Origin of the sequence: Chitinophaga sp. CB10 (assembly GCA_001870995.2) — a bacterium.
In the GTDB taxonomy this organism is placed as follows: Bacteria; Bacteroidota; Bacteroidia; order Chitinophagales; family Chitinophagaceae; genus Chitinophaga.
The window spans coordinates 30713-53615 of the sequence record MLAV02000009.1; the positions used below are offsets into that span (position 1 = coordinate 30713).

Consider the following 22903-nt stretch of genomic DNA (forward strand, 5'->3'; position numbering starts at 1 on the left):
AGATTAATACTGAATAGTGTTTAAATCGATATTGGACAGATCTTCAAATAGCTTCTCCTCCTCAACGGGGTTGCTACGTTCTCTGATCCAGCTACCTTTCTGCAATTCTTTTTCTGTCTCTTTCTGGTGTAAATAGAATTCGCCGGCTTCCTTAAAGGCTTCCTCTTCCAGGAACTCGATCAGGATATTGATTTGGCACAACTCACGATGAGCGGCTGTGCCAAATCCAACCTGGTATTTCTTCCTGTACCATTTGTCCAGTGGAAACCGACTATTCCATTTTACAGCATATAACTTCAGGTTATCCAGTGCCGCATGCTTCATTATGGTTGTTTATCGCTGGGGTTGGCAAGTATCCTGTCCCACTCTTCCAGCCACGGCACTACTTTGGTGATATACTCGTTGAGTACCGTTTCCATTTTGTCGCGGTCCAGGGCGAAGAGCGACTTCACCATCAGGTCGTCCCGGAGTTGTGGCAGCAGCACATTCAGCGTGGCCACCGCATCGATGGTCACTGCGCTGCGCAGGAAACCTGCGTCATAGCTGTATTTCAGCTTTTCATAATTGCCTCCGGAGAACTGCGCCTTCAACACGTCGATGTCAATCAGTTGACCGGTGTTGGGGTAGTTGATGGAATAATCGTTATTACCAATACGGACAGATACAGATCTGAGCGGCATTTTCTTTTCGTTGGTGCCTTCGTTCATTATGAAAAAGCGTTAAATGTGAACAATCTTGTTTGGGGTTGATTCCTTTTATTGAATAAAGGTGATCGGGGTCAGGTATTTGAAGGATTGGTTGTGACCAGCAATAGCGCCTTCACTGATGTTGAAGCTGTCGGATTCTATCAGACAGTTCTTCACGCTGGCGTAGGGCTGTAATTTAGGTTTGATCACGCCCTGCGCATCGATCACGTCTGTCACCTTCTTGAAGATATCCAGCTGCACGCCTTCATTGTCCAGGATCAGCTGATCTTCGAAGGAAGTGCCGCCGCTCAGCACCTGCGAACCGATGCTCGGGAACGCTCTTCTGATGGCGTTCTTAATCCCTGTTTTATCGAAGCGTACTTCCATGAACTCACAGGTCAGCGTGCCTTCCCATTCCGTCACCGCCTGTTCGGATGCCAGGATAGTGCCTATACCTCTCACGGGTACTCTGCGGATAGTTTCTGTAGCGGTTACGTTGCGCATTAAACCGATCACTTCTCCCGCGCTTTTAATTAAAGCGATAGCGCCAGTAAAAACCTTGTCTGCCATTAAAAAAAATATAAAACTTACAGCGATCTGCAATCTTCACGGGGCGGAAGCCTAGGCTTCCAGGATCACGCCGGTGATCACGATTTTGTTTACCTCGAAGTTCGGTACGAACTCATACTGCACGTAGTAGTTATCGCCGGAAACCGTGGCGCTCACATTGCCGAAGCGGATGATCAGGTTATCCGTAAGGGCGTTGGCGGTTCTGCTCTGGAGGAAGCCTTCCAGCCATGCTTTCAGGTCAGCCTCGGTCACGCTGTTGCGGTTAGGGCCCACGTTATCTTTCCCGAAGAACTTACGTTTTGCATTCACCACAATTTCCTTGTTCAATTGCGCAGTGATGCGTTTCACGGCAATGCTCGGCGAAGTGCCGTCTTCATTGACGAGGTACTCGTTCCGCTGCAGGGTATTGATGCCCTGGAGGATCACGTAGTCGTCCAGTTCGTAATCGTAATGGGTTACCAGCAGCCCGTTGTTATTGGCCAGTTCCAGCTCGGCGTTGTCCAGCTTATGCACTTCCCCGTTGATACCGATACGTTTGAAGGTAGCAGGGGTTTGCGGCGCCAGGCCGGCGATACGGCCCAGTACTGCGGCTGCTTTATACAGCTGGCTTACCAGTTTGAAACCGGATTGGGTCGTCAGCTTGGCAGCGCCGTGTACAAGGATCACTTTATCGCTGTTGTAATAATGCGCTGCGGCAATGCTGGAATTTTCCCCGGTGTTGAAGCCTGCTTTATCCGCCTGTGCGGCTGCCACCATAAAGCGCTCGTATTTGGATTCGCCGCTGGTGATGAAATCAAGCAGTTTCAGGTTATTGGCATGCTTCACTTCATCCGCATAACGGGTGCTGAAGAAGAAAGTGAAATCCAGCGTGTTCAGGGCGTTCAGCGCCGCGTCGAAAGCTGCCGGCGTATAAGCCTCTGTAGCGCCGGTTGCCGGTACATAATCAGGGTAGGTGGTCAGGTCCGCTGCTACGATGGCGCCGGTAGTAGTTACCGCGGAACTTTTCAGGCGGAAACCGGTTTTGAACGTAGTGCTGGCATTCATCCAGGCTACCAGTTCCGTGATAGTGGCTACTTCCGGAGAAGCTACCACCAGGGCGGCGCGGCTATCCGCAGCGGCAATGCCATCATAAGGCGCATTGTTCAGCGCATCGGTACCCTTGAAGGAACCATGGTAGAGGGACAGCACAAATTTGTCCTTATCGGAAACGCCTGCACTGAGTTTAGCCGCATAACCGCCGGCCAGTTTACCGCCGGTAATCACGCCGTTGGCGTTGAGCCCTTCATCCAGCGTTTGCAGTTCCAGGCTGCCGTTGGTCAGCGTCAGGCTGATGGTAGCCGGAGCGGATTCCCTGGCATGCACGAGGAATACCTTGCTGACGCCATTGATAGGCTCCGCGGCAGCGGTGGCAGGTTTGAACAGCGGTAAAGCCAGGTTCCACAGTTCGCCTCCTTTCACAAAGTCGCGCATGGCCTGCAGGGAAGTGAATTCGTAAATACTGTCCGCACCCTGCCTCGCAGTACCCAGCACGCCGGCGCCTGCGCCAAAACCAGCGCCGATACCGTCATCAATAATTACAATGTTACCATAGGACAAATTGGTAGGAGGGTTAACGATGCCTGACCTGGTAATTGCATATACGCCTGGTAACGACGTAAGCTTTCCGTTAATGTTTACTTTTGTTGCCATTAAAAATACTAATCAATAATGATAGCAATCTTTACTAAAGATGTTGTGAAGCGATCTTGCGGAGTATAAAATCCTGCCTTATTGCAGCCCCGCAGGGATGGAAGGAGCGCTGTAGTTATACGCAAAGTTCAACAGGATACTCCTGTTTGTAATGGCGGGTAATAACGCCTCGTAACGTTCGCTGCTTCCACCTCCTATCGTAAGCTGTTCCAGCCCTGATAAATGCAGATGTAATTGTAAGGATAATAACAAACCGGTAATGGTCGTATAAAGCATAGCCGCTTCGGCAGGGTTATCGGACAGGATCGTCAGCGACATTACCGCTTTCTTGCGCCGGGTAAAATAGGTAGCCTCCCCATCGCCCAACACCAGATCATCCGCCGTTACAAAGCCCTGGCCCAACGCCAGCCACTCATCGGTGGATGCCGGCTCCTCGCGCTCCATTGCGATGATCAATGCCGGCAAAGGCGTTTGCTGCGCCTCATACCGGTAACCCACCGTCAGCTTCCTGCCGCCGGATTCCTCTACCAGCAAGGCCCTGGCCTGCTGATAAAAATCATACCCCTCCCACTGCATCCCATTCAGCAATACGGCCAGGTAATCTGTAATAGCCGCCTTTACATGGGACAATGCTTTACCTATACTTTCCTTCACCAATTGTTCAGGAAAAATATTCAGTGATTCCGCCATAAAAAATACAATTGAAAACTATCCCGGTGTTAACAAGGGCCTGCAGTTTTTATCGGATTAACAAACTAAAAAATAAATACAACCATCATTCCTTCATGAAAAATTGCATCTCTTAAAACTGGCTGCAGGAAAGTATTACAGGGGATTCATTCATTCGGTTAACTAACAATCTTTATAAGTCAAAGATAAAAATTGCAGAGAAGAAAAACAAGTTTTAAATGATAAAAATGAAAACTTTTTTTCTATCCTATCGCAGCACTTGAACGCAGGTATTGCGCCACCGGCACATCGTTCGTATCCGCGTAAATTTTCAGGTGCAGCTGGTGTATCTCCGCAAAATAAATCATTTCATTTAAGGTATAAGGCACGCCCTTACTCCAGCAATAAAAGAGTTGTTGATCCAGGTAGGAAGTGATGCCGTTGATGGCGCTGAGGTAGAACTGCTCATCCTTATCCAGCGGGTCTTTCAGCGTGGTAGCCATACTCACCGCTATTTTCCTTTCTACATCCGTAAACGTTAGTTGATGCATTTAACTGTTCTGTTTAAATTGTAAATAATAAGTCCGCATCCTGGCATCATATGCATTCAGCGCATAGGACGGACCGTTATATTTTTCTGCAAATCCCGCAAAGTCTTTTTGCCGCAGGAATCCCTGCAATTTTTTTGCCAGCACAAACTGTACAAATCCTTCCAGCTGGGCGTCCTCACCGGTGTTGAAAGCAATGACCATATCCGCCACCGTTGCAAAACCCGCCGCTGCATGATTGAACCCCATGATCTGGAACATACCGTAGCTGGCGCTTTTCAACGCAGCTTCCTCATTGATCTGCCGCGCGCGGTTCAGCTTCGCCCACTGCGTGGCATAAGGGCCGTGATCCTGGCGGTATTCCCTGTACAACACATCCTTGTAGGCCGATGCATACCGCGCCGGATCAATGTGCGCCGCTTCCAGCTGCTGCCAGAAAATATGCGGTTCAAACAATACCTTCAGTTTACCGTTGTTATCAAATCCCGCGCCGGCCGATTCCACACGGGCTACGGCTTTAATCGCGGCAACCTCGCAACCCAGCGCTGCCGCTGCTTTTTCAAAGGCTTTTTCGCTAATCATCTTTTGCTGAATTTAGTTATTATGATCAGTAATATAACTGCCGGTACGACTACGTACCACCACCAGCTTGCGCCCCCTCGTTTGGTGCGCGACGCTTCAACAATTTGTTGCTGTTGCGCCCTTGTGGATCTTTGCGTGGTTTTGGTTATTTTTTGGGAGAGATTTACCGGCACACGGCGCGGCGCCGCGTAAATCTGCGTTTCCAGCTGCCGGGTACGGCCATTGAACGCCGCTTTGATATGCATACCGTTTCCGTACACTTCTCTGAATACCAGTCCGTCACCGCAGGTATCGCACTGCAGGTCGAGGATGGTATCCAAACTATCTCCCGGTATTTCCACCAGCGTATCCAGCGTGGTAGCGGTTGTCAGCGTATTTAACTCCGTCCATTCCGCGGAAGTCTGTACCCGCTGGGCGGACCTCAGCGTTTTTCCACAAGCTGCCAATCCCAGGGGCAGCAACAACAACAGGTATTTCATAGGTCAGGGTTTAGGATATTTTCCGACGATCCTTGCAAGCGCCTGATACTGCGCAGATGCATCGTGCAACTGGGTAATCGTAGTATCCAGTTGTTGCAGGTTCCGGTAATGTTGCTTCACAATCATGCTGTCGATCTGCCCGAAGACCTCCGGCAGGTTGTCTGCCGGCGCCGTGGCGGACGGAGAGGCGCTCATGGTGATCATCACCAGTATCACTACAATTATTGGCTTCATTTAACTGTGTCTTGTTTAATTTGTTCTTCTATCTTTTTCCGGATAGCGGTCACTTTCTTCAGCTCCATTGCCGCTTTCAGGCGGAGGCTGTCGATCTCCCTGTCTTTCTCGTCCAGCTTTTGCTGCGTCCGTTGTTGCAGGTCTACAGCAAAGGCGGCGAACTTTTCATTACAGCGGATCGTTTGTATTTCGTTGTGTACTCCCCATGAAAACAGGGCGATGATCGCCGCTATACATCCCATGAATGCACCGATCACGAAATCTTTTCTCAGGCTTTTGTCGAGTGTTTCATAAATGCTCTTTTTGATACTCATTGATTTTTTTTAAGAGGATACCATTCTTTTTCCTGCATGATTACTGCCCGCCTGCCTGTCGGCACGCGTTCATATCATTGCGCAACGCTCAAAACGGATCCGGTCGGCTTCATAGGACATACGTCTTCCTTACTTTCCAGCCATGAGTATAAACCCATACTGTTCTTCATAATCGTTATACTCATGCCTTCCATCCAATGCGATCGTCCCTTCTGTTTCAGTTTCGATCCTGATCTTCCCATGCCACGCGCGGCCGTCGAACGACGTAAAGCCCGTCGTCACATCCAGTATGGATTCGTTGTACAACTGCGTGTTGGTAATGATTATTTCCGGCTGTTGCATCCTGTTATTTTTTTGCTTCCGTCCTGGGCTGGAATTCGTAGAAGCGTTTTTTATCGATCATATACACCACGGTGCTGCCCTGGTGCGCAGCGGTAAACCTGCCTGCGTCAAACGCCCGCAGCAATGATAATTTCAACAGCTCCAAACCCTGTGCGTGCGCATAGCTCCAGGCTTTGTCCCGGTGGGGGAATATACCTGTGGGCATTGCATCTTCCACGTAAAACAGGGTACGGTTTACTCTCACCATTCCTGCATGCAGCTCCGCTTTGCCCTTCACGGGGATGTAAAAAGGAGCGCGCATCACCAGTGTTTCCACCTGCAGTAATTGTTCTCCCAGGTGTCCCCCTTCCGTCAGGACCGGAATCATTCTCGCTTCGGCAGGATGTAATACCGGCGCAGTGATGCTGGCGGCAATCTGCTCCCATACCTCATCAAAGTGCGCGCGCTGCCTGCCGGACAGGCTATGCCCTATCGGATGTAATTGCTTCATATAAAAGGTGATTAACGGTTAACAATAAACGGACAGTAAAAGGGCTTATGCAGGCACGCCGTACAACAGCGGCTGGTTAATGCCGGGGTTGATCCGGGTGACGACCACGCCCATCTTCACCAGCCGCCGCAGCTGCGTGGTTCCCCACACGTAGGCAACGTCGTAGCGGATGCCGAAGTCGAGCCCCACCGTCACCGGGTGTACAAACATGCCTCTCCGGTTCAACAAATACTTATAAATACGGAATTGAATTTCCGGTACGTTATTATTGAGGATAGTATAGGCAATAGCCGCCCCTTCTTCCCTGCGGGAAATCACATCTGCTTTCATCAGAATCGATACTTTAAAAATGAACAAACAATGGTATCCGGCAGGCGCCCTGAGGTACGGGCACACCCATCCGCGCACGGTTATAGTATGGCATAACGCAGGCAGTGGCTGACCGGGAACAACCAGGTTTAAATAGGATATTATTTGTCAACAGTCATGACACGATCTGTTCAACAGTCTGCAATCTTCGATACTTGAAAGTCCGGATAAGTGAAGTAATCTGAGAAAAGATGATTCGGATACATATCTGCATTTTACAACGCGAATAATAGGGTACAACATCACAAATATAAATTAAAAACAGGTTCACACAATTTTATCCGACACGAAAAAACAACGAATTTTTTTACAAGATAACTAGCCTATCGTTGGTTGTTTTTTACCGTGGCTTCCAATACAAAGTACGCCTTTTGCTACGCACTGGATTTGCGTAATGAAGAAATTACTGCGAAGATTTTTCCTAAAAAAATGGCTGCACCCAAAGTAAATTCCATAGCGGATCACACTTATCTCATTTCCTGCAAAGCTCCGGCTGTATTGGCTCTGCAAGCAACGAGATTCACCGCGCCGGCAATTTACTTAGGTACAACCACTGTAGGTTTTTCAGTTTATCTCAGAATGGTTAATTACGCGGGAATATCATCTACTGCTTCGCGTTCCCAGAAGCGATGCTGCGCAATCGCCCGGATGAATGCGTCCGCATCATTGCCGGTGAGTAAACCAGGGGCCGGGTTATCCGCCGGCAGCGCTGTTTTTCTCAGGAACGGAATGGCGTCTTTATGTAAACAAACCGCCTTGCAATGTTTGTAAGCTTCATTGACAAAATGGATGGCGGCAGGGATGGTCGTCAGCCTGGTTACGCTGTCCGCCCCACCGGGCACATACACCGCGTCAAACAATACGGATGCCGCCGTCAGGAAGCTCTGATCGGCTTCCAGCGCCTGCCCGCCTGCAGTGCTGACTGCTCCCAGGTGCATGGCAATCAGCTGCACTACCGCTCCTTCCGCTACCAGGGCTTTCTTCATGGCCTGCACATCCGCGGCGTCCACGCCTTCTGCAATGAGGAAAGCTACCTTCCTGGTTCTGATCGTATCTTTTACCGTACCGGCCATACTCAGCGCCGGCGAAACGCTCACCTGCTGCGGCACGGTACGGGGTTCGTATTCCTCTTCCCCCGCATCCGCCGGGCGTACCCGGTTGATGGGCTTTTCCAGCGTCTGCGGCACTTCCATGCCCAGGCCTTCCGCCACTTTCTCCGCCAGGTAAGTATCTACCTGGCTCAGGATACCCAGCATCCGCTGGCGGATTTCCTTACGGGACACTTTACCCAACTCAAAACGGAAGGCATTGATGATATGCAATTTCTCCGCTTCCGACTGGCTGTTGAAAAACAAGGTAGCCTGGCTGAAATGATCGAAGAAGCTGACGCTGCGGGCGCGCACCTTATGCGCATCCACCCTTTCCTGGTAAGAGGTAAAACCGCCCTGCTTCATCATCGCCTGGTAAGGGCAACCGCCTGCCACCGTATTGGGCTCATAGGAGGCCGGAGAGCGGTTGATCGTTTGCCGCATGTATCCATCCCGCTGATTGTTATGCACGGGCGCTATGGGCCTGTTAATGGGTATTTCAGCGAAGTTGGGGCCTCCCAGCCTGATCAGCTGCGTATCATTGTAGGAAAACAGGCGGCCCTGCAGGAGCGGATCATTCGTGAAATCGATACCCGGCACAATATGCCCCGGGTGAAACGCCACCTGCTCCGTTTCCGCGAAGAAGTTATCCGGGTTGCGGTTCAGCACCATTTTACCAATGCGTTGCACCGGCACCACTTCTTCAGGAATTATTTTAGTAGGGTCCAGTAAGTCAAAAGGAAACTTGTGCTCATCTTCTTCCGGCACCAGCTGCACGCCCAGCTCCCACTCGGGGTAATCGCCCGCTTCAATGGCTTCCCATAAATCGCGGCGGTGGAAATCAGGGTCCTTCCCGGAAATCTTCTGCGCTTCGTCCCAGGCTACGGAATGCACTCCCAGCAAAGGCTTCCAGTGGAACTTCACAAAGGTGCCTTTGCCCGCTTCATTCACAAAGCGGAACGTATGCACGCCAAAGCCTTCCATCATACGCAGGCTACGGGGAATGGCACGGTCGCTCATCACCCACAGCACCATATGCGTACTCTCCGGCGAAATGGATACATAATCCCAGAAGGTATCATGGGCGGATGCCGCCTGGGGTATTTCATTGCGCGGCTCCGGTTTCACGGCATGTACAAAGTCCGGAAACTTCATTGCATCCTGTATAAAAAACACGGGAATATTATTTCCTACGAGGTCATAATTCCCTTCTTCTGTATAAAATTTCACGGCAAAACCTCTTACGTCCCGCGCCAGGTCCGTACTTCCGCGGGAGCCTGCCACGGTGGAAAAGCGCACGAACACGGGCGTTTTACGGGAAGGATCCGTCAGGAAGCCCGCTTTGGTATATTCCGCCATGGATTTATACACCTGGAAGTAGCCATGGGCGGCCTCGCCACGCGCATGCACCACTCTTTCGGGGATGCGCTCATGGTCAAAATGAGTCATCTTTTCCCGGAAGATGAAATCTTCCATCAGGGTAGCGCCGCGATCACCGGCTTTCAGGGAATTCTGGTTATCATTGATCCGCACCCCCTGGTTGGTGGTGAGATATTGCTCTGCGCCATCTTCTGTATGGCGGGCCAGCTGTTCGTCTTTTTGAGTAGGTTTATCAGGTTGTTGTTCCGCTTGCATGGTCAGGATAGTTTTATGGTAAGTGGTAACTGCGAGTAACACAAACCATACCCAACAGTCAGGTTGCCTTTAAAACCTGCCATGACGCTGACTTACAGCCAATACGCACCCATCCGGGCGATGTGGCGTTTGCCCCCCAGTAAGTTGCCGCCGCGTACAGTATGAGGAACTGTACCGTAGTACAATTATTTACAAAAGGATTCCAGGTATTCAGCGGTAAGGTTCACCCCTCCCAGGCTCTTCGCGCGCCGGAACGCTTCACAGGCTTCCTCCCGGTTGTTCATCACCAGGTAAATACGGCCGATGTTAAACCAGGCAAATGAATTTTCAGGATATATTTCCAGGCTCTTCCGGATAATGGCCAGCCCTCTTTCCCGGGAAACGGACATTCCCTGCGCGTAGCCGATGGTGTTCATAATGGTACCGGTGAGCTTGGGGTCTTTTGTATGATTCAGCGCTCTGGCGCCATAGATGCCGGCGCTGTCGTACGCCTCGCCTTCCGCGTAATAATAAGCCATATTGGCGAAGATGTTGGCATCGGCAGTATCAATGCCGGCAGCTACCTGCAGGTAGTCCACCGCAGCCCTGTAATCGCCGTTGGAGCCCGCCAGGTAGGACAGATTGATCAGTGCGGCCGTTTCCCTGGGGTCCGCAGCGCGCACCCGTTCCAGGTCCGCCATGGCGCTGTCGATATTCACCTGCCGCATCCAGGCGTTGGAACGCAGCAACAGGGCTTCCTTATAGAGTGGACTGGTAGCAGGCAATTTGCTGATGGCAGTATTCAGGTATCCCATTGCGCCTTCATTTTCCCCCTGTATCAGCGCGGCTTTCAGGTAGTCCGTAGCCGTGGCCTTACCTGCGCTGATCTTTTGCTGTAAACGCTGCCAGCCGGCAGGCCCTTCTTTTTGCACCTGCAGCAGCAATGGCTTCAGGGGATTTTCCTGGGAAAACACGAGCAGGGGATAAATAGCTATCAACAGGAACAATAATTTCTTCATACCGGGCAAAAATAAAAAAAAACCTGACGGCCGCTATGCGCAACCGCCAGGTATAGGTGTATTCGTATAATCCGGACTATAATTTCATCATCTTCTTCACCTCGTACTCTTTCTCCGCTTCCACGCCGATCAGGTAAACGCCCTGCGGCAGGTAACCGATGCTGAAAGGCACAGCGTGTTCGGTACCGATGGCAGATTTCCTGATCTCCATCAGCTTACCATCGTTGAAATAAATCAGGCGGACGGTGATAGCCGCTGCCCTGGACAGTTCCACATCCACTTTAAACTGGCCGGTGGTAGGATTCGGGAAGATGGTAATCCTGCGGATCAGCTTTTCCCTGTAACCCAGTACGCTGTCGATCGTTGGCCGCTCTTCCACCGGTACCACCACCACTTTTTTGGTGACAGCGTCCGAACACTGCGCCAGCTGGGCCGTCAGCGTAATATCATAGCTGCCCACCTGTTTAAAGATCAACTGCTTCACGCTTCCGTCCCCGCTGCTGCTGATTTCCGTGATGCGCTCCGGCAGCGTCCATTTCAGGCTGGAAGGCTTCGGCTGCGTTACGTCTACGAGGATCAGCGTATCCCCCAGGGTGTTGTAGGACGACATGAGGAAGTCCGTCTTCAGCGCGGTGAGCGAGGTTTTGATGGAGAAGCTTTCCTGCGCCGTGCATCCTGCGGCATTTTTCACCGTAATGCTATACTGCCCGTCTTTGCTCAGCTTAATGTCATTGGTAGTAGCCAGTACTTCACTGCCGGATTTCCATTCATAGGTAACGCCAGTAACGCCGGCGCTCAGCTGGATTTCCTGGCCCACGCAGAGCGTCGTATCCGTAAACCCGAGATGCAGCGGGATCACCGCCGGTTGCGTCAGCACCGTTTTATCAGCCAGCTGGCAGCCGTTGGCATCCTGCATCAGCACTTCATACACGGCGCCTTTCAGCCCGGTGATCAGCGGCGTGGTGGCATTGCTGCCGTTGGACCAGCTGTAGGTATATGGCGCTACGCCGCCTGCCAGCGCTACCTGTATGCTACCGTCGGACGAATAGCTGCACACCGGGTGATGGAATTCCTTGGCGAAGCTGAGCGGCTGCGGCTGTGTGAGCGTCACGTTTTGCGAAACAATACACCTGTTTTCATCCGATACGGATACCAGGTAATTACCGGCAGTGAGGTTACGGAATGTATTATCCGTTTGATAAGGCAGGTTGTTTAAGGTATAAATATAAGCGCCTTTACCTCCGGTGGCGGTCAGCTTAATTTCGCCGCTGGCGTTGCCGAAGCACTTAACATCGCTGCTGGCAAAGGTAGCCTGCAGCTTCGCGGGCTCGGTGATGGTAGTCTGCAGCGGCACGGCGCAACCCAGTTTATCCGTTACCGTTATCTGGTAGTCGCCTCCGGACAGCGCGCCGAAATAAGCGGACGACTGGCTCGTATTATTCAGTTTAAATGTATAAGGCTGCGTACCGCCGGCGGCGTTCAGTATGATCTCGCCGTTGGCGTTGCCAAAGCAGTCGATATTTTTCAGGGAAGTGATGCCGGCAGTGAGTGGCGCCGGTTCATGTACCGTTACCTGTTGCGCACTGGTACAACCTTGTATATCCGTTACCGTGATAGTATAATCGCCAGCCTTCAGGTTATTAAAGGTACCAGCCGCCTGCGGCGCGCCGTTGCCTATCGTATAGGCGTAAGCGGGAGTGCCTCCGCTGGCGGTAATGGCAAGCATACCGTCCGCACGTCCGGAGCAGCTCACCTCTTTCGTGGTTTGTACCTGCGTTTGCAGCGCTGCCGGCTGGCTCACCGCCGCGCTGAGCTGCACCAGGCAGGTAAACGGTATATCCCTTACCGTTACCTGGTAAGTTTTACCGCCGGCGAGGTTATTAAACACCGGCGACGCTTGCCAGGCGCTGCCATCCAGCGAGTACTCGTAAGTGCCGGAGCCGCCGGATACGTTGCTCACCGCCACGCTGCCATTCGCTTTACCGAAGCAGGTTGCCGCAGTAGCGGTAATATTGCCCCGCATGGCGGACGGGCCATACAGCGAAATATTCTTGCTGGTGGTACAACCCGCCTGGTCTTTCATGTACACAATGTACTCCCCGTTTACGAGGTCATTGAACACATTGCCGGGTTTATAATTGCTGTTATCCAGGTTGTATTGGTATGGCGCTAAGCCGCCCTGGGCCTGGGTAACAGTGATGCTGCTCTTGTCCGCACAATTGGCCGGCGGCGCGCTGCTCAGCGTCATCGCCAGCGGCGGATACAGCTCCACAATCGGGATGTTGACAGAAGCCGTACAGTTGTTGGCATCCGTGATGATGATCGGATAATTTTTCTTACCGAGGTTCGTCCATACCGGGTTGGTTTGCGCAGCGCCGCCATCGAAGCGGTAGGAATAACCGCCGGCTCCGCCGGTAGCGGCGATCTGTATTTCACCCGTGCTGGTTCCCGCACAGAGGATGTCCGTTTTCCGCAACAACGTATAGCCGATAGCGGTATTTGATGTAACTGTTGCATCTACCACGGCGGTACAGTTAGCTGCATCGCGGATGGCGATGGTATAATTACCGGCCTGCAGGCCGCTGAAAGTATTGCCCGTTACATAAGCGCCGCCATTGATAGCGTACTGGTATGGCGCCGTACCGCCGCTCGCAGCCACGGTGACAGCGCCGTTGCTGCCGCCGTTACAGCTGACCGGTTTAATATCTGTTACGGTAGCGATTATTTTGGCCGGCTCGCTCACCACTACGGTGGTGGACTGCTGGCAGCCGTTCTTATCCTGGATTATCACCTTCGCATTACCGGCTTTTACGTTGAAGACGTTGGACACCTGGAAGGTATTATTATCCAGGCCGTAGGTATATGGCAACGTACCACCCGTGCCGTTGATGGTGATGGTACCGCTGCTTTCCCCGTTACAGCGTACGGGCGCGACTGTTGTAGTTAGGCCCAGGCTGACGGGCTGCTGGACTGTTACCGCGGCACTTACCCGGCAGCCTTTATTATCTTTTCCATAAATAATATAATTACCAGCGGGCAAACTTTGAAAGATGGTCGTAGGTCCGTAGCTGATATCATCGCGACTAAATTCGTAACCACCGTTACCGCCGAACATACTGCTTACGGAAATCGTACCGTTGGCCTGGCCATAACAAAGCGCGTCCGTACTGGAGAGCTTCATCTGCAGCGGCGTTGGCTGGGAAACCAGCAGCGAAGCGATTTGCGCCTCACAGCCATTATCATCTCGGGCAATGATGGTATAGGTACCTGCCGGCAGGTTGTTGAACTTACCGGTGGTATTGGGCACCGTAGGATTATTACTGATGAAATAACGGAGGTTGCCGGTACCACCGGTAGCCGCTACTTCTATGGCGCCGTCCGCACCGCCGTTACAGCTCACGGCCGTAATGTCTTTACTCAGCACCAGCGTAATCGGCAACGGGTTATTGATGGTGACGCCCGGCACCGAATTCGTACAGCCTTTACCGTCTTTCACAAAGAGGGTATAGTTGCCGGAGCGCAACTGGGTGAAGCTGCCAGCGGTATTCCAGGTGTAGTTATCGAGGCTGTACTGGTAATTTCCATCCCCGTCCCGGCCCTGTATATTCAGTATCGCGCCGGTAGCGGCGTTGAAGCACAACGCATCTTTTGTTTGATAAGTGGCGGACACCTTGTTGGCCGGCTCCGTGATTACTACCTGCGTGGTAGCGGAGGAGCAGCCTTTGGAATCATCCACCCGGAAGGTATAGGTACCTGCCGCCACGGCAAAGACGTTGGAAGTTTGATCCCCATGGCCGATGTTGATATACTTGAACACGCCGCTGCCGCCCGTCGCGGTCAGTATCACCTGGCCGTTGCCATCGCCTTTACACAACGGATTGGTAGCGGTGTAGGTAAACGTAACCGGCGTAGGTGCGCCAACGTTAACGGTATGATGAGCCTCCACATTCTTGCTGTCCATCACCCACACTTCATAGGTACCGGCGGCCAGGTTCTTGAAGAGATTATCATTGGTGCGATAAACGCCGTTATCCAGCTTGATTTTATACGGGGCGCTGCCGCCTGTAATATTCAATGCGATACTGCCGTCTTCCAGGCCTACGCAGCTAACCGGCGTAGCGGTGGCAGTGAAGTCCAGCTGTTCGAGCACAATGGTAACCGGTTGCGGCAACAGGCATCCATTGGCATCCCGTATGGACACGTTGTAGCTGCCCTGTGGCAGATTGGAGAAGACGTTGGCCGACTGCCAGCTGCCATTGTTCAGGTTATACATATACGGCGCCGTACCGCCGGCAGCCGTCACTGTTATCTCCCCGTCATTAGCCGTACCGGAAGGCGCTTTGGTGGTGTAGGATTGTAAGGTGATGGCTGATGGCGTCGTCACCGTTACGGACTTATTACAATTATTCGCATCGTAGTAAGTGATGGTATAGGTAGTGGCCGGGGCCAGGCTGGTAAACAGGTTGGTGCTTACTTTAGCGCCGCCGTTGAGGGAGTATGTATAAGGCGCCGTACCACCCGTCACGCTGATGGAGGCCGCAGGCTTACCGTCCACACAAGACAGGGAGGTAGTGGCCGAGAGGTCCTGCGGGATTGCTTTCACTTCCGGCAGCGTAATCGTACGCGGACATTCGGACGCTTCATTTTCGATATACATCGAATACACGCCCGGAATAACGTTGACGGTTACCGGCGCAGTGGAATTCACTTCCACGTTATACGTTTTGGCCGGGCTGGTAAGCGTGAGGATCAGCTTTTTCGTACCATCATAGGCGGTACCATTAGCATACCTGAAATCGCTGAAAGTAAAAGATCCTTCGCCGCCAAAGCAGAGCGGGTCCTTCTTTACAACTGCCGGCGCCGGCACGGCATCGGTAAAGTGAAAGACAGGTTCATCGGTGTATTTCCAACGCACATCTCCGAAATCGGCCCGGGCGCGGATGGTAATGTTTTTGGTAATATCGATACCAATGCTGGCAAAATCCGCCGCTGTACCTCTAAACTGGCTACCGTTCACCCAGGTCACCGAGCGGAAATAGTCGCCAGGATTCGCTGCCTCCCAAACAGTCTGGTCAGGCGAAAAAGGCATATTGAATTCTACGTACTCATCCTGGCAATAGGCAGTTTTATTTTTGACGTTTACCAGCCGGAGGTACATCTTCATTATCATCACGGTTGCTCGCAGGGTGATGTTACAACCACCCATTCCGCCCCCGCCGGGATCAGAAACAGACCCATACCCTTCCAACTCCGTTGTACTATAGCCGTACTCGTCAAAGGTTTGATTGATGTCGCCCTGGGCAGTTGTATTACTGCTACCCATAAAACTGGAAAAATACGCATAGGCAGGCAGTTGCTCCGTATAGAAGTTATCCCCGTAGGAGCTGGGCCCGGGCAAATAAACGCCGTATTGCATCTTATCCCAGATTTTTGTATAACTGGCATCCTGAAAAATAGTATATACGCTGGAACCGCCGTTGCAGCTCCAGCCGGAGGTCCCGCTCAGGTCGCCACTGTACATGACCCTGTAGATGAGCGCCTGGCCAAAGAGCTTCGGGGCGGCTCCCAGCATCATTATCAGCAACAGGAATTGGTAAAGTTTTTTCATAGGTAATCGCGATAAGAATAAGTTAATAATTTACAATAGCTTCATCCGTATAGCCGCTTCGGCCATTGCTCGTATTCATCATTCTCAGCTTGTATTTATAGACCGTGTTAATTAAAAGGTTGTTGTCTTTATAACTGTTTTCGCCATTGGTGAAAGTCTGGTACAACTGGTAAGGCCCGTCGCCGGCGGCGCGGTACACAAACACTTTATTTACGCCGGCCACCTGCTGCCATTCCAGCTTCACGAGTTTGTTATCCCTGTCTATCCCAATGCGCAGGGCTTTCGCCACGTTCAGGCGGCCCATATCAATACGCCCGCTGCTCACGGGTTTGGAGATGCCTTTCAGCCCGCTGTCGTCCGTAGCGGTTACCTGGTACTGATACTTTACACCGGTAACGGCGCTGGTATCGTTATAAGCGTGGGTGGTATCGCCCGCAGGGTAATACTGCACCACTTCCCATACGCTATCCCGTGTGCGGAGCAGTTCATGGCAGGCTACATCCTCGCTGCTGCTGGGCATCCACTCCAGCTGCACGGCTGCCTCCCCGGCTGTTACTTTCGTAAAGAAGGGCGCTACCGGCGGAATGATATCCGGGCGCTTCAGCACCAGCATGGCTGAAAAGCCGGATGGATTGTAATGTTTATCGAGTGCTACCAGTTTATAGTACACGTTTTTAGTGAGCGTATGCAGGGAGATGGTATCGGTATAACTGTTTACCTCCGCGGATTTACGCGTTACCTGCACAAATTCTTCTTCGGGGGAGTTGGCTCTGAAGACGCGGTATCCAAATAGGTCCTTCTCCTTGTTCTCCTCCCAGGTAAGGGATACGATGCCTTTCTTGTCGATGCTGCCGGCAAGGCCGGTAGGCGGCGCAGGAGGAATACTGTCTTCCTGTTGTACAAAATGCGGGAAGGAATGCATGACCTGCCCGTCTTTTGTGGTGGCTTTAATCCGGTAATAATTACTACTGAGCGGCTGTTCGTCCGTTACAATGGAATCCTTTTCCGTCAGCGGTTTTTCGTTGATCGTGTTATATTTTTTCTGAGGAGAGGTGGATCGTTCGAGGTCAAAGCGTACAATCCTTGCTTTATGCTCCGGCATCTTCCAGCGAATGAAAACTTTGCCCAGCACCATTTCCGTTTGCAGGATAACGGGGCTTTCATTCAGCTTCTGCTCCACGGCGACTACAATCGTATCGGAGGCGGGGCCTGTTTCCCCAAAGGCTGTAATTCCTTTGATGCGGTAGGCGTAGGGCTTTCCGGCCACCAGCCCGGTATCGATGCGGTAGAAGTCCTGGATATTGTCCGACAGTCCTTCCTGGGTATTGATCAGCGGCTCCTTGCTCACGGAGGTAAACGTTTTCCCGTTATCGGCGGACCGCTCCAGTATCCAGGCATTGTAAAAAGGTTCGTAGAGGGCTTTGTTCCAGCTGAGCATAACGGCGTTTTCCAGCCCGTTTGCCTTCAGCCCTTTAGGAACCGGCAATGGCTTTGCATCAGCAGGGCCGCAGAAGACGTAGCCGGTATCATACTTCAGGTTGGGCAGGGCTGCGGCGGCGTATATGCGATAGAGGTACTTTTCATTCGGGCGAACGTCGTGATCCACCCAGCCCAGGCCTGCGGCTTTGGCCACTTCAAAATCCTGGTCCGCCGCAAACAACGCAAAGCCGTAGCGGGATTCTGATTCCTGGGATTTATGGTAGATGTCCATAATACTGTTGCCATTGCCCGTCGCCCCTACTTCAAACTGCTCGCCGTATAATGCCTGCGCCACAATGCTGCCGTACTTTTCATGGTTTTTTACCACTGCCTCCCAGCCGGCCAGCGGCAGGGGCTTTAGGGGGCCGGTATGCACGGTGGCCACCAGCGGTACCGGCAGCGTTTTGTTATCCCGCATGACGGTCAAGCGGGTAATCATATAGCCGTTGGCGTTAGCCTGCTGCCATAAAGCCTGCGAGGTGGGCGCCCAGCGCAGCATGATGGAGTCGTGGCCGGGCCGGGCCATCACCGCTATCTGCTGCGGGGCGGGCTTTTTCTGCTGCGCCGCAGCCGCCAGCGACAGTCCCGCTATCGCGACAATCATCATGGAGCATATTTTGGTTTTCATTTTCATCGGTTATTATAGCCCTACGGGATTTTCAATGGTGATAATTCTGGTGGAGGTCACTACGTTGGTACCGGGCAGCACGTAACTCACCTTAAAGCGGTAACTGCCTTTGCGGATGGCTTTGAACGGCTGCAGGATCATCGATTTCACTTTAGCCGGGTAGTCCGCTCCCCTTGCGTAGATGTTATTTACAATCTTGCTGATCAGCTGGTAGTTATCCCTTTCCATGTAATGAGGCAGGTTATAGACGAAGGTGCTGATGCCGGTGTATTTCGTTTGTGCGTCCCCGTTAAGCAGCATACCCTGGTTGTATTGGCGCAGGCTTACCGCTCTTACCGGCGGCACGCCCAGCGCTTCCGCCGTGCGCCATTCAATAGTTACCGGCGCGGCGTTGCCGGCGGCGGCGGCAAACGGATAGCCATCGTACACCCAGGGGTAGATGTCCTCGTTGTACCAGGGGTTACCATCCAGGAGGGCTTCGTATCTCAGCAGTTTGCTGCCGCCGCCCTGGTCAAGCTCATACCCGTCAAACAGTTCGTTGTTGGAGAGCTGGTAGCCCAGCTCATGAACGGCGTCGCGGAGCGGCAGGCGATAGGAGTCGCCCATGCCCAGCGCATCCAGCTTCTGGTTAAAGGTGTTATACAAGCTGGTTCTGAAGTCCAGCTCAAAGAAGGATTTTTCAGACCCTACGGTGATCGATTTGGTGGCCTTTTTGGTGGTAACCGTCATGGAGCCGCCTTCCTGCACATCCACCTGTTTCTGCTCTGCCACTACGTTGCGGCTGATGTCCATTTCATCTTCCGTGGGCACGTTCACTAACGCGAACGTATATACTTCGTCGTTCTTCAGGCCATCCGGGATGCGGAAGGTGAGGCGGCCGGTATCATAGCTAAACGGTATGTTGACCGGCTCGCCGGCGGATGGCACCAGTCGCGCCGTTTGCGTAAAGGAGCTATCCGGGCGGAACATCGGCGCCAGGTCCTGCGTGAACTGCATGTACCCCAGCCTGGAAGGCGATTCGTTCTGATAGAAATTCAGCTGGTTTTTCAGCGGGTAAGTATATTTTATTTTATCGGCAGGGATCTTATCCGGCAGGTTGCCTGTACTGAATGTATTATTGACTTCTTCCGCATAAGGTTTTCCTTCCACGAGGTAAGGGGTCCAGCTGCCGTTGACATTTTCTTCGAAGGTTACTTTAGCGGTAAGTTTATAGATGGATTTAGGTTCCAGGCATTGGGTAGTATTGAGTACCAGTATGGTATTATCGCCGTTCCATTGCTGGGCGCCGGCGGCGTTCTGGCCTTCCCTGCGGAGGGACATATATTCGAGCCGCGTCCTAAATTCGTGGGCTTTACCGGCATCGTCGTTAATGCGCATGATGTTGCCTACCGGCATATTGAACACCAGCTGCGGCGCAGTAAAGATGCTCTGATCCGACTCCCCATCCCGCGGCGTGGCATCGCCGATCACCTGTACCCCGGCATTGGCGAAGATGTTGTTGCCTACCACCTTACACTCCTTACCCAGCGTGAGTTCGAAATTACACCTGCCTTTGATAAGACCGCCGAACAGGCTGTAGTAGCCGCCTACGATACCGCGCATCCAAACGGGGTTGGGCATTTTGCTCTGGAGTACGATGGCGGCGCCCAGGTCGATGATATCAAAGTTCCCTTTCTTGAAGAAGAGGTTTACACGGATGCCGATCTTACCCTGGAAGTAGCCATACACCTGTCCGTTTGCATACCAGCCATTGATACCGATAGGGCCGCTGCTACCCTGGCAGTGGAACTGATCCCCGTAGTTTTTCAGCATAATATCGAAGCCCAGGCCGGCGCGCAGGCGGGCATAAAACATGAGGAATTTGAGGTCGCCGGTATCGAAATCCAGGCCGGCGCCAAAGGCGAAGCCGGAACCTTTGCCGAGGGCGTTGAGGTCCCGCATGTAATCGAGGTCCATACCGCCGAGTATTTCCGATACCACCGGCGGTGGCGGCGGACTTCCGGGCAGGTTGGTACCCACCATGAAATAGGAATGCGCTTTGGCAATCCCGAGGATATTGATACCAATCGGATTATCCGGCTTGCCGGCAAAGAGGTGCCAGCCATCCGGGCCAACGTAGAACTCTCCTTCCCCGGCGAGGTTTTTCGGGCCTATGCCGGTGAGTACGCCATATACGTCTATATATACTTTCAGGTTAGCCAGCAGGCTGCTGTTCTCAAAATCCACATCCACGAGGAGGCCGGCGGAAATCACGCCCTCCGGCGTAAAGGCATTCGGATCATAGCCGCAATCACCCGCGGGCGCATCGGCCGGGCCGGGTTTCATCATGCCGCTGATGCCTTTGAGCAGGGCCGCATCGCCGGGAGAAAGCCCTATGGACATCACGTTTACCTGTCCGCGGAAGGTGATCCGCTTCAGGCCGCCGGATTTATGGAATGCCAGTTCCAGCCCTACCATTCCACTCAGTGTTTTTTCCTGCATGGCAATGAACTTCAGCGAGGCTTTGATGCCTAAGCCGGCAGTAGGATCAGGCTTGTAGATGATGCCGGTATTGGTTTTGCCGAGGCGGTAAGGCCCTGTATTTTCACCTTTACCCAGTACGGACACGCCATAGAACAAAGCGCCGCCGAAGCCTTTGATGCTCACCGCCGGCGGGAAGATGTAGATCGCCACCGGCAGGTCCACCATGATATCCGCGTACCAGTATCGCTCGCTGTTTACATTCCCGAATAATGCAGTAGAAGCCAGTTTCACCTCTGCCTTACAAATTTGCAGCGATGCCGCTATATCTCCCCTGAACCCATTCCCGTACACCGCGTCATCGGTAAAGAATTCGAGCGCGCCTGCCAGGGCGAACACGCCCTGGTGGATATCGATGCCAACGCGGCTCACTTCCAGCCCGGAGAATTTGTGCCGGATGCGGCCGTCCGCGTCTTTCGCGGCCACGCTCATGAGCGACATGCTGGCATCCGCGCCGAAGCCGTTTTCACCTTTGCCGCTGACGTTCACTTTAATCGTAAAGCTAAGGCCCCGCTTTTCCCCACTCTTCACCAGTCCCAGCCTGTCGATAGAGAAGCTGAAGCCCGCGATGGTCGGCAGTTTCAGCGGAGAGGAGAAAGAGAATACTCCTTCGTGGAAATACGGCGCTTCCGTCGAAATGGTGAGGCGTTCAAATGCGAGGTCCGGTATATTCAGCTTTTTAGCCAGCGCCGAAGCGCCTTCGCTGCCGGCGCCGTTGATGGAAATATTTCCATTGAGGACGGCTTTGGCCTGGAAGTGATCGTCTTTCACGGCTACCTCCAAACTGCTGCTGGGCAAGAGTTTCGCCTTCCCGATGAAAATGGGAATATCTACCGTATCCCTTGCGGCTACGGTGAAAATATAGTCGTTACCGGGATGGAAGACGGCAGTATAATCAAAACGGGTTTGTTCTTTCGTGATGGGGATGTTGATCCCTCCTGCCAGCTCGCCGCCTTTTACCTGGTTGGCTACAAAGCGGAGGCCTACTTTATCCACGGAGAAGGACCAGCCGCCGAGGTCTCCGTCATCCAGCGGAATGAGGTTGGTGGCGTACACGTCCCCGGAGAAACCCTTATCGTCGATGAGAGCATTGCGCACGGCAATTACCGGGGCCTTGCCTGATTTGCGGGAACGTATTTCAGGAGGCAGCTGCACTTCGAACCTGCGGAGGAAAAACCCGCGCCAGAATTGTTTATCGTCCGTATTGTATTCCGCCGGGAATGCCACATCCGGGCTATTATTCGCGTCGCTGAGGTCGATGATGGCATCCTGCACGGTGAACTTCACGTTTTTAACGCCCCTGACCTGGAAGGGCTCTATGTTTACCGCTGCGATAATATCGTGTATATTGGAAGTGGCTACTTCAAAGGTGGCCTTTACCCGCTCCTTCGTATTGGAGTTGGCATCTGCATAGGCCGGCACCAGGTGGGACGGCAGTTTTATTTCCGCGCCGATGCCCAGCCGTTTAAATCCCTCGCAGTCAAATTCCACGAAGGTTTTACCATGGAGGAAGGTCATCACGGCATCGTTGCCGAAGGGGTTGAATGGCTGATCGTTGACGAGTTCGAGCCGCGCGGTGCCTACCAGGCCGCCGTTGCGGCTCACGGGTATCCTGCTGGCAGCAAACATCAGTTCGCGGCCATCGCCGGGCACGGGGATGACGAAGTACGCGGTAATCTCCGCATGGTCCGGCAGGAAGCGGATACTGTCGATGATCACCGGCGGATTGCCGTCGTTACCGCCGCCGATGCCCACCGGCAGTTTGAACTGGGTGGTATCCCTGAGCTGATCATAGAGATCTTTATTGTTGAGGACATTGGCAGCGCGGCGTTCCAGGATCAACTTGTTGACATCATGGATATGTTGTTCCAGTGGCGTGCGCTGCTGCGCCTGCAGTGATGTGGCGATCACCAGCAATCCCAGGAACAGGGCAAGGTAGCAACGGCTGATAAAACTAGGCATAGGATATAACGGA

Annotated in this window: 18 protein-coding genes; all 18 read right to left on the reverse strand. The window is 52.8% G+C overall.

The features are described 5' to 3' along the window. Nucleotides 1–3 precede the first annotated feature (3 nt). Complete coding sequence (locus tag BOC67_RS14180; RefSeq protein ID WP_291911016.1) at nt 4–324, reverse strand: hypothetical protein; 321 nt, start codon at nt 322–324, stop codon at nt 4–6. Then, nucleotides 324–707, reverse strand: a complete 384-nt coding sequence (locus tag BOC67_RS14185) for a hypothetical protein (protein WP_291911017.1) — start codon at nt 705–707, stop codon at nt 324–326. Before BOC67_RS14185 ends, BOC67_RS14180 begins: the two co-directional genes overlap by 1 nt. A gap of 48 nt (nt 708–755) precedes the next feature. Further along, nucleotides 756–1256, reverse strand: a complete 501-nt coding sequence (locus BOC67_RS14190) for a hypothetical protein (RefSeq protein WP_291911018.1) — start codon at nt 1254–1256, stop codon at nt 756–758. Nucleotides 1257–1307: 51 nt separating this feature from the next. After that, complete coding sequence (locus BOC67_RS14195) at nt 1308–2945, reverse strand: hypothetical protein (RefSeq protein ID WP_291911019.1); 1638 nt, start codon at nt 2943–2945, stop codon at nt 1308–1310. Nucleotides 2946–3023: 78 nt separating this feature from the next. Beyond that, entirely contained in the window at nt 3024–3635 is a 612-nt protein-coding gene (locus BOC67_RS14200; RefSeq protein WP_291911020.1) for a hypothetical protein, read from the reverse strand. A 242-nt stretch (nt 3636–3877) separates the two neighbouring features. After that, nucleotides 3878–4165 (reverse strand): hypothetical protein, encoded by a 288-nt coding sequence (locus BOC67_RS14205; protein ID WP_291911021.1) that lies wholly within the window; start codon nt 4163–4165, stop codon nt 3878–3880. Beyond that, nucleotides 4166–4744, reverse strand: coding sequence for an N-acetylmuramidase family protein (locus BOC67_RS14210; protein ID WP_291911022.1), 579 nt, complete (start codon nt 4742–4744; stop codon nt 4166–4168). It lies immediately after the preceding gene. Next, on the reverse strand, nt 4741–5223 hold the full coding sequence (locus tag BOC67_RS14215) for a hypothetical protein (protein ID WP_291911023.1): 483 nt from the start codon (nt 5221–5223) through the stop codon (nt 4741–4743). Before BOC67_RS14215 ends, BOC67_RS14210 begins: the two co-directional genes overlap by 4 nt. A 3-nt stretch (nt 5224–5226) precedes the next feature. Further along, nucleotides 5227–5457 carry a hypothetical protein gene (locus tag BOC67_RS14220; RefSeq protein WP_291911025.1) on the reverse strand — a complete coding sequence of 77 codons (231 nt, stop codon included), beginning with the start codon at nt 5455–5457 and terminating at the stop codon, nt 5227–5229. Next, the gene (locus BOC67_RS14225) at nt 5454–5771 is read right to left on the reverse strand and encodes a hypothetical protein (protein ID WP_291911026.1); all 318 of its coding nucleotides are present in this window, start codon (nt 5769–5771) and stop codon (nt 5454–5456) included. The genes BOC67_RS14220 and BOC67_RS14225 overlap by 4 nt, the downstream gene beginning before the upstream one ends. A 129-nt stretch (nt 5772–5900) precedes the next feature. Next, nucleotides 5901–6113: a hypothetical protein gene (locus BOC67_RS14230; protein WP_291911027.1), complete on the reverse strand. Its 213-nt coding sequence runs from the start codon at nt 6111–6113 to the stop codon at nt 5901–5903. 4 nt (nt 6114–6117) lie between these two features. Further along, nucleotides 6118–6603, reverse strand: a complete 486-nt coding sequence (locus BOC67_RS14235) for a hypothetical protein (RefSeq protein WP_291911028.1) — start codon at nt 6601–6603, stop codon at nt 6118–6120. Between the two features lie 45 nt (nt 6604–6648). Then, on the reverse strand, nt 6649–6933 hold the full coding sequence (locus tag BOC67_RS14240; RefSeq protein WP_291911029.1) for a hypothetical protein: 285 nt from the start codon (nt 6931–6933) through the stop codon (nt 6649–6651). Between the two features lie 626 nt (nt 6934–7559). Then, a complete protein-coding gene (gene katE, locus BOC67_RS14245; RefSeq protein ID WP_291911030.1) occupies nt 7560–9695 on the reverse strand; it encodes a catalase HPII in 2136 nt (711 codons plus the stop codon). Between the two features lie 185 nt (nt 9696–9880). Then, the gene (locus tag BOC67_RS14250; protein ID WP_291911031.1) at nt 9881–10693 is read right to left on the reverse strand and encodes a tetratricopeptide repeat protein; all 813 of its coding nucleotides are present in this window, start codon (nt 10691–10693) and stop codon (nt 9881–9883) included. 76 nt (nt 10694–10769) lie between these two features. After that, nucleotides 10770–16301, reverse strand: coding sequence for a hypothetical protein (locus tag BOC67_RS14255; protein WP_291911033.1), 5532 nt, complete (start codon nt 16299–16301; stop codon nt 10770–10772). A gap of 22 nt (nt 16302–16323) precedes the next feature. Then, nucleotides 16324–18408: a hypothetical protein gene (locus BOC67_RS14260; protein ID WP_291911034.1), complete on the reverse strand. Its 2085-nt coding sequence runs from the start codon at nt 18406–18408 to the stop codon at nt 16324–16326. Nucleotides 18409–18420: 12 nt separating this feature from the next. Further along, nucleotides 18421–22890: a hypothetical protein gene (locus tag BOC67_RS14265; protein WP_291911035.1), complete on the reverse strand. Its 4470-nt coding sequence runs from the start codon at nt 22888–22890 to the stop codon at nt 18421–18423. Nucleotides 22891–22903: the final 13 nt, after the last annotated feature.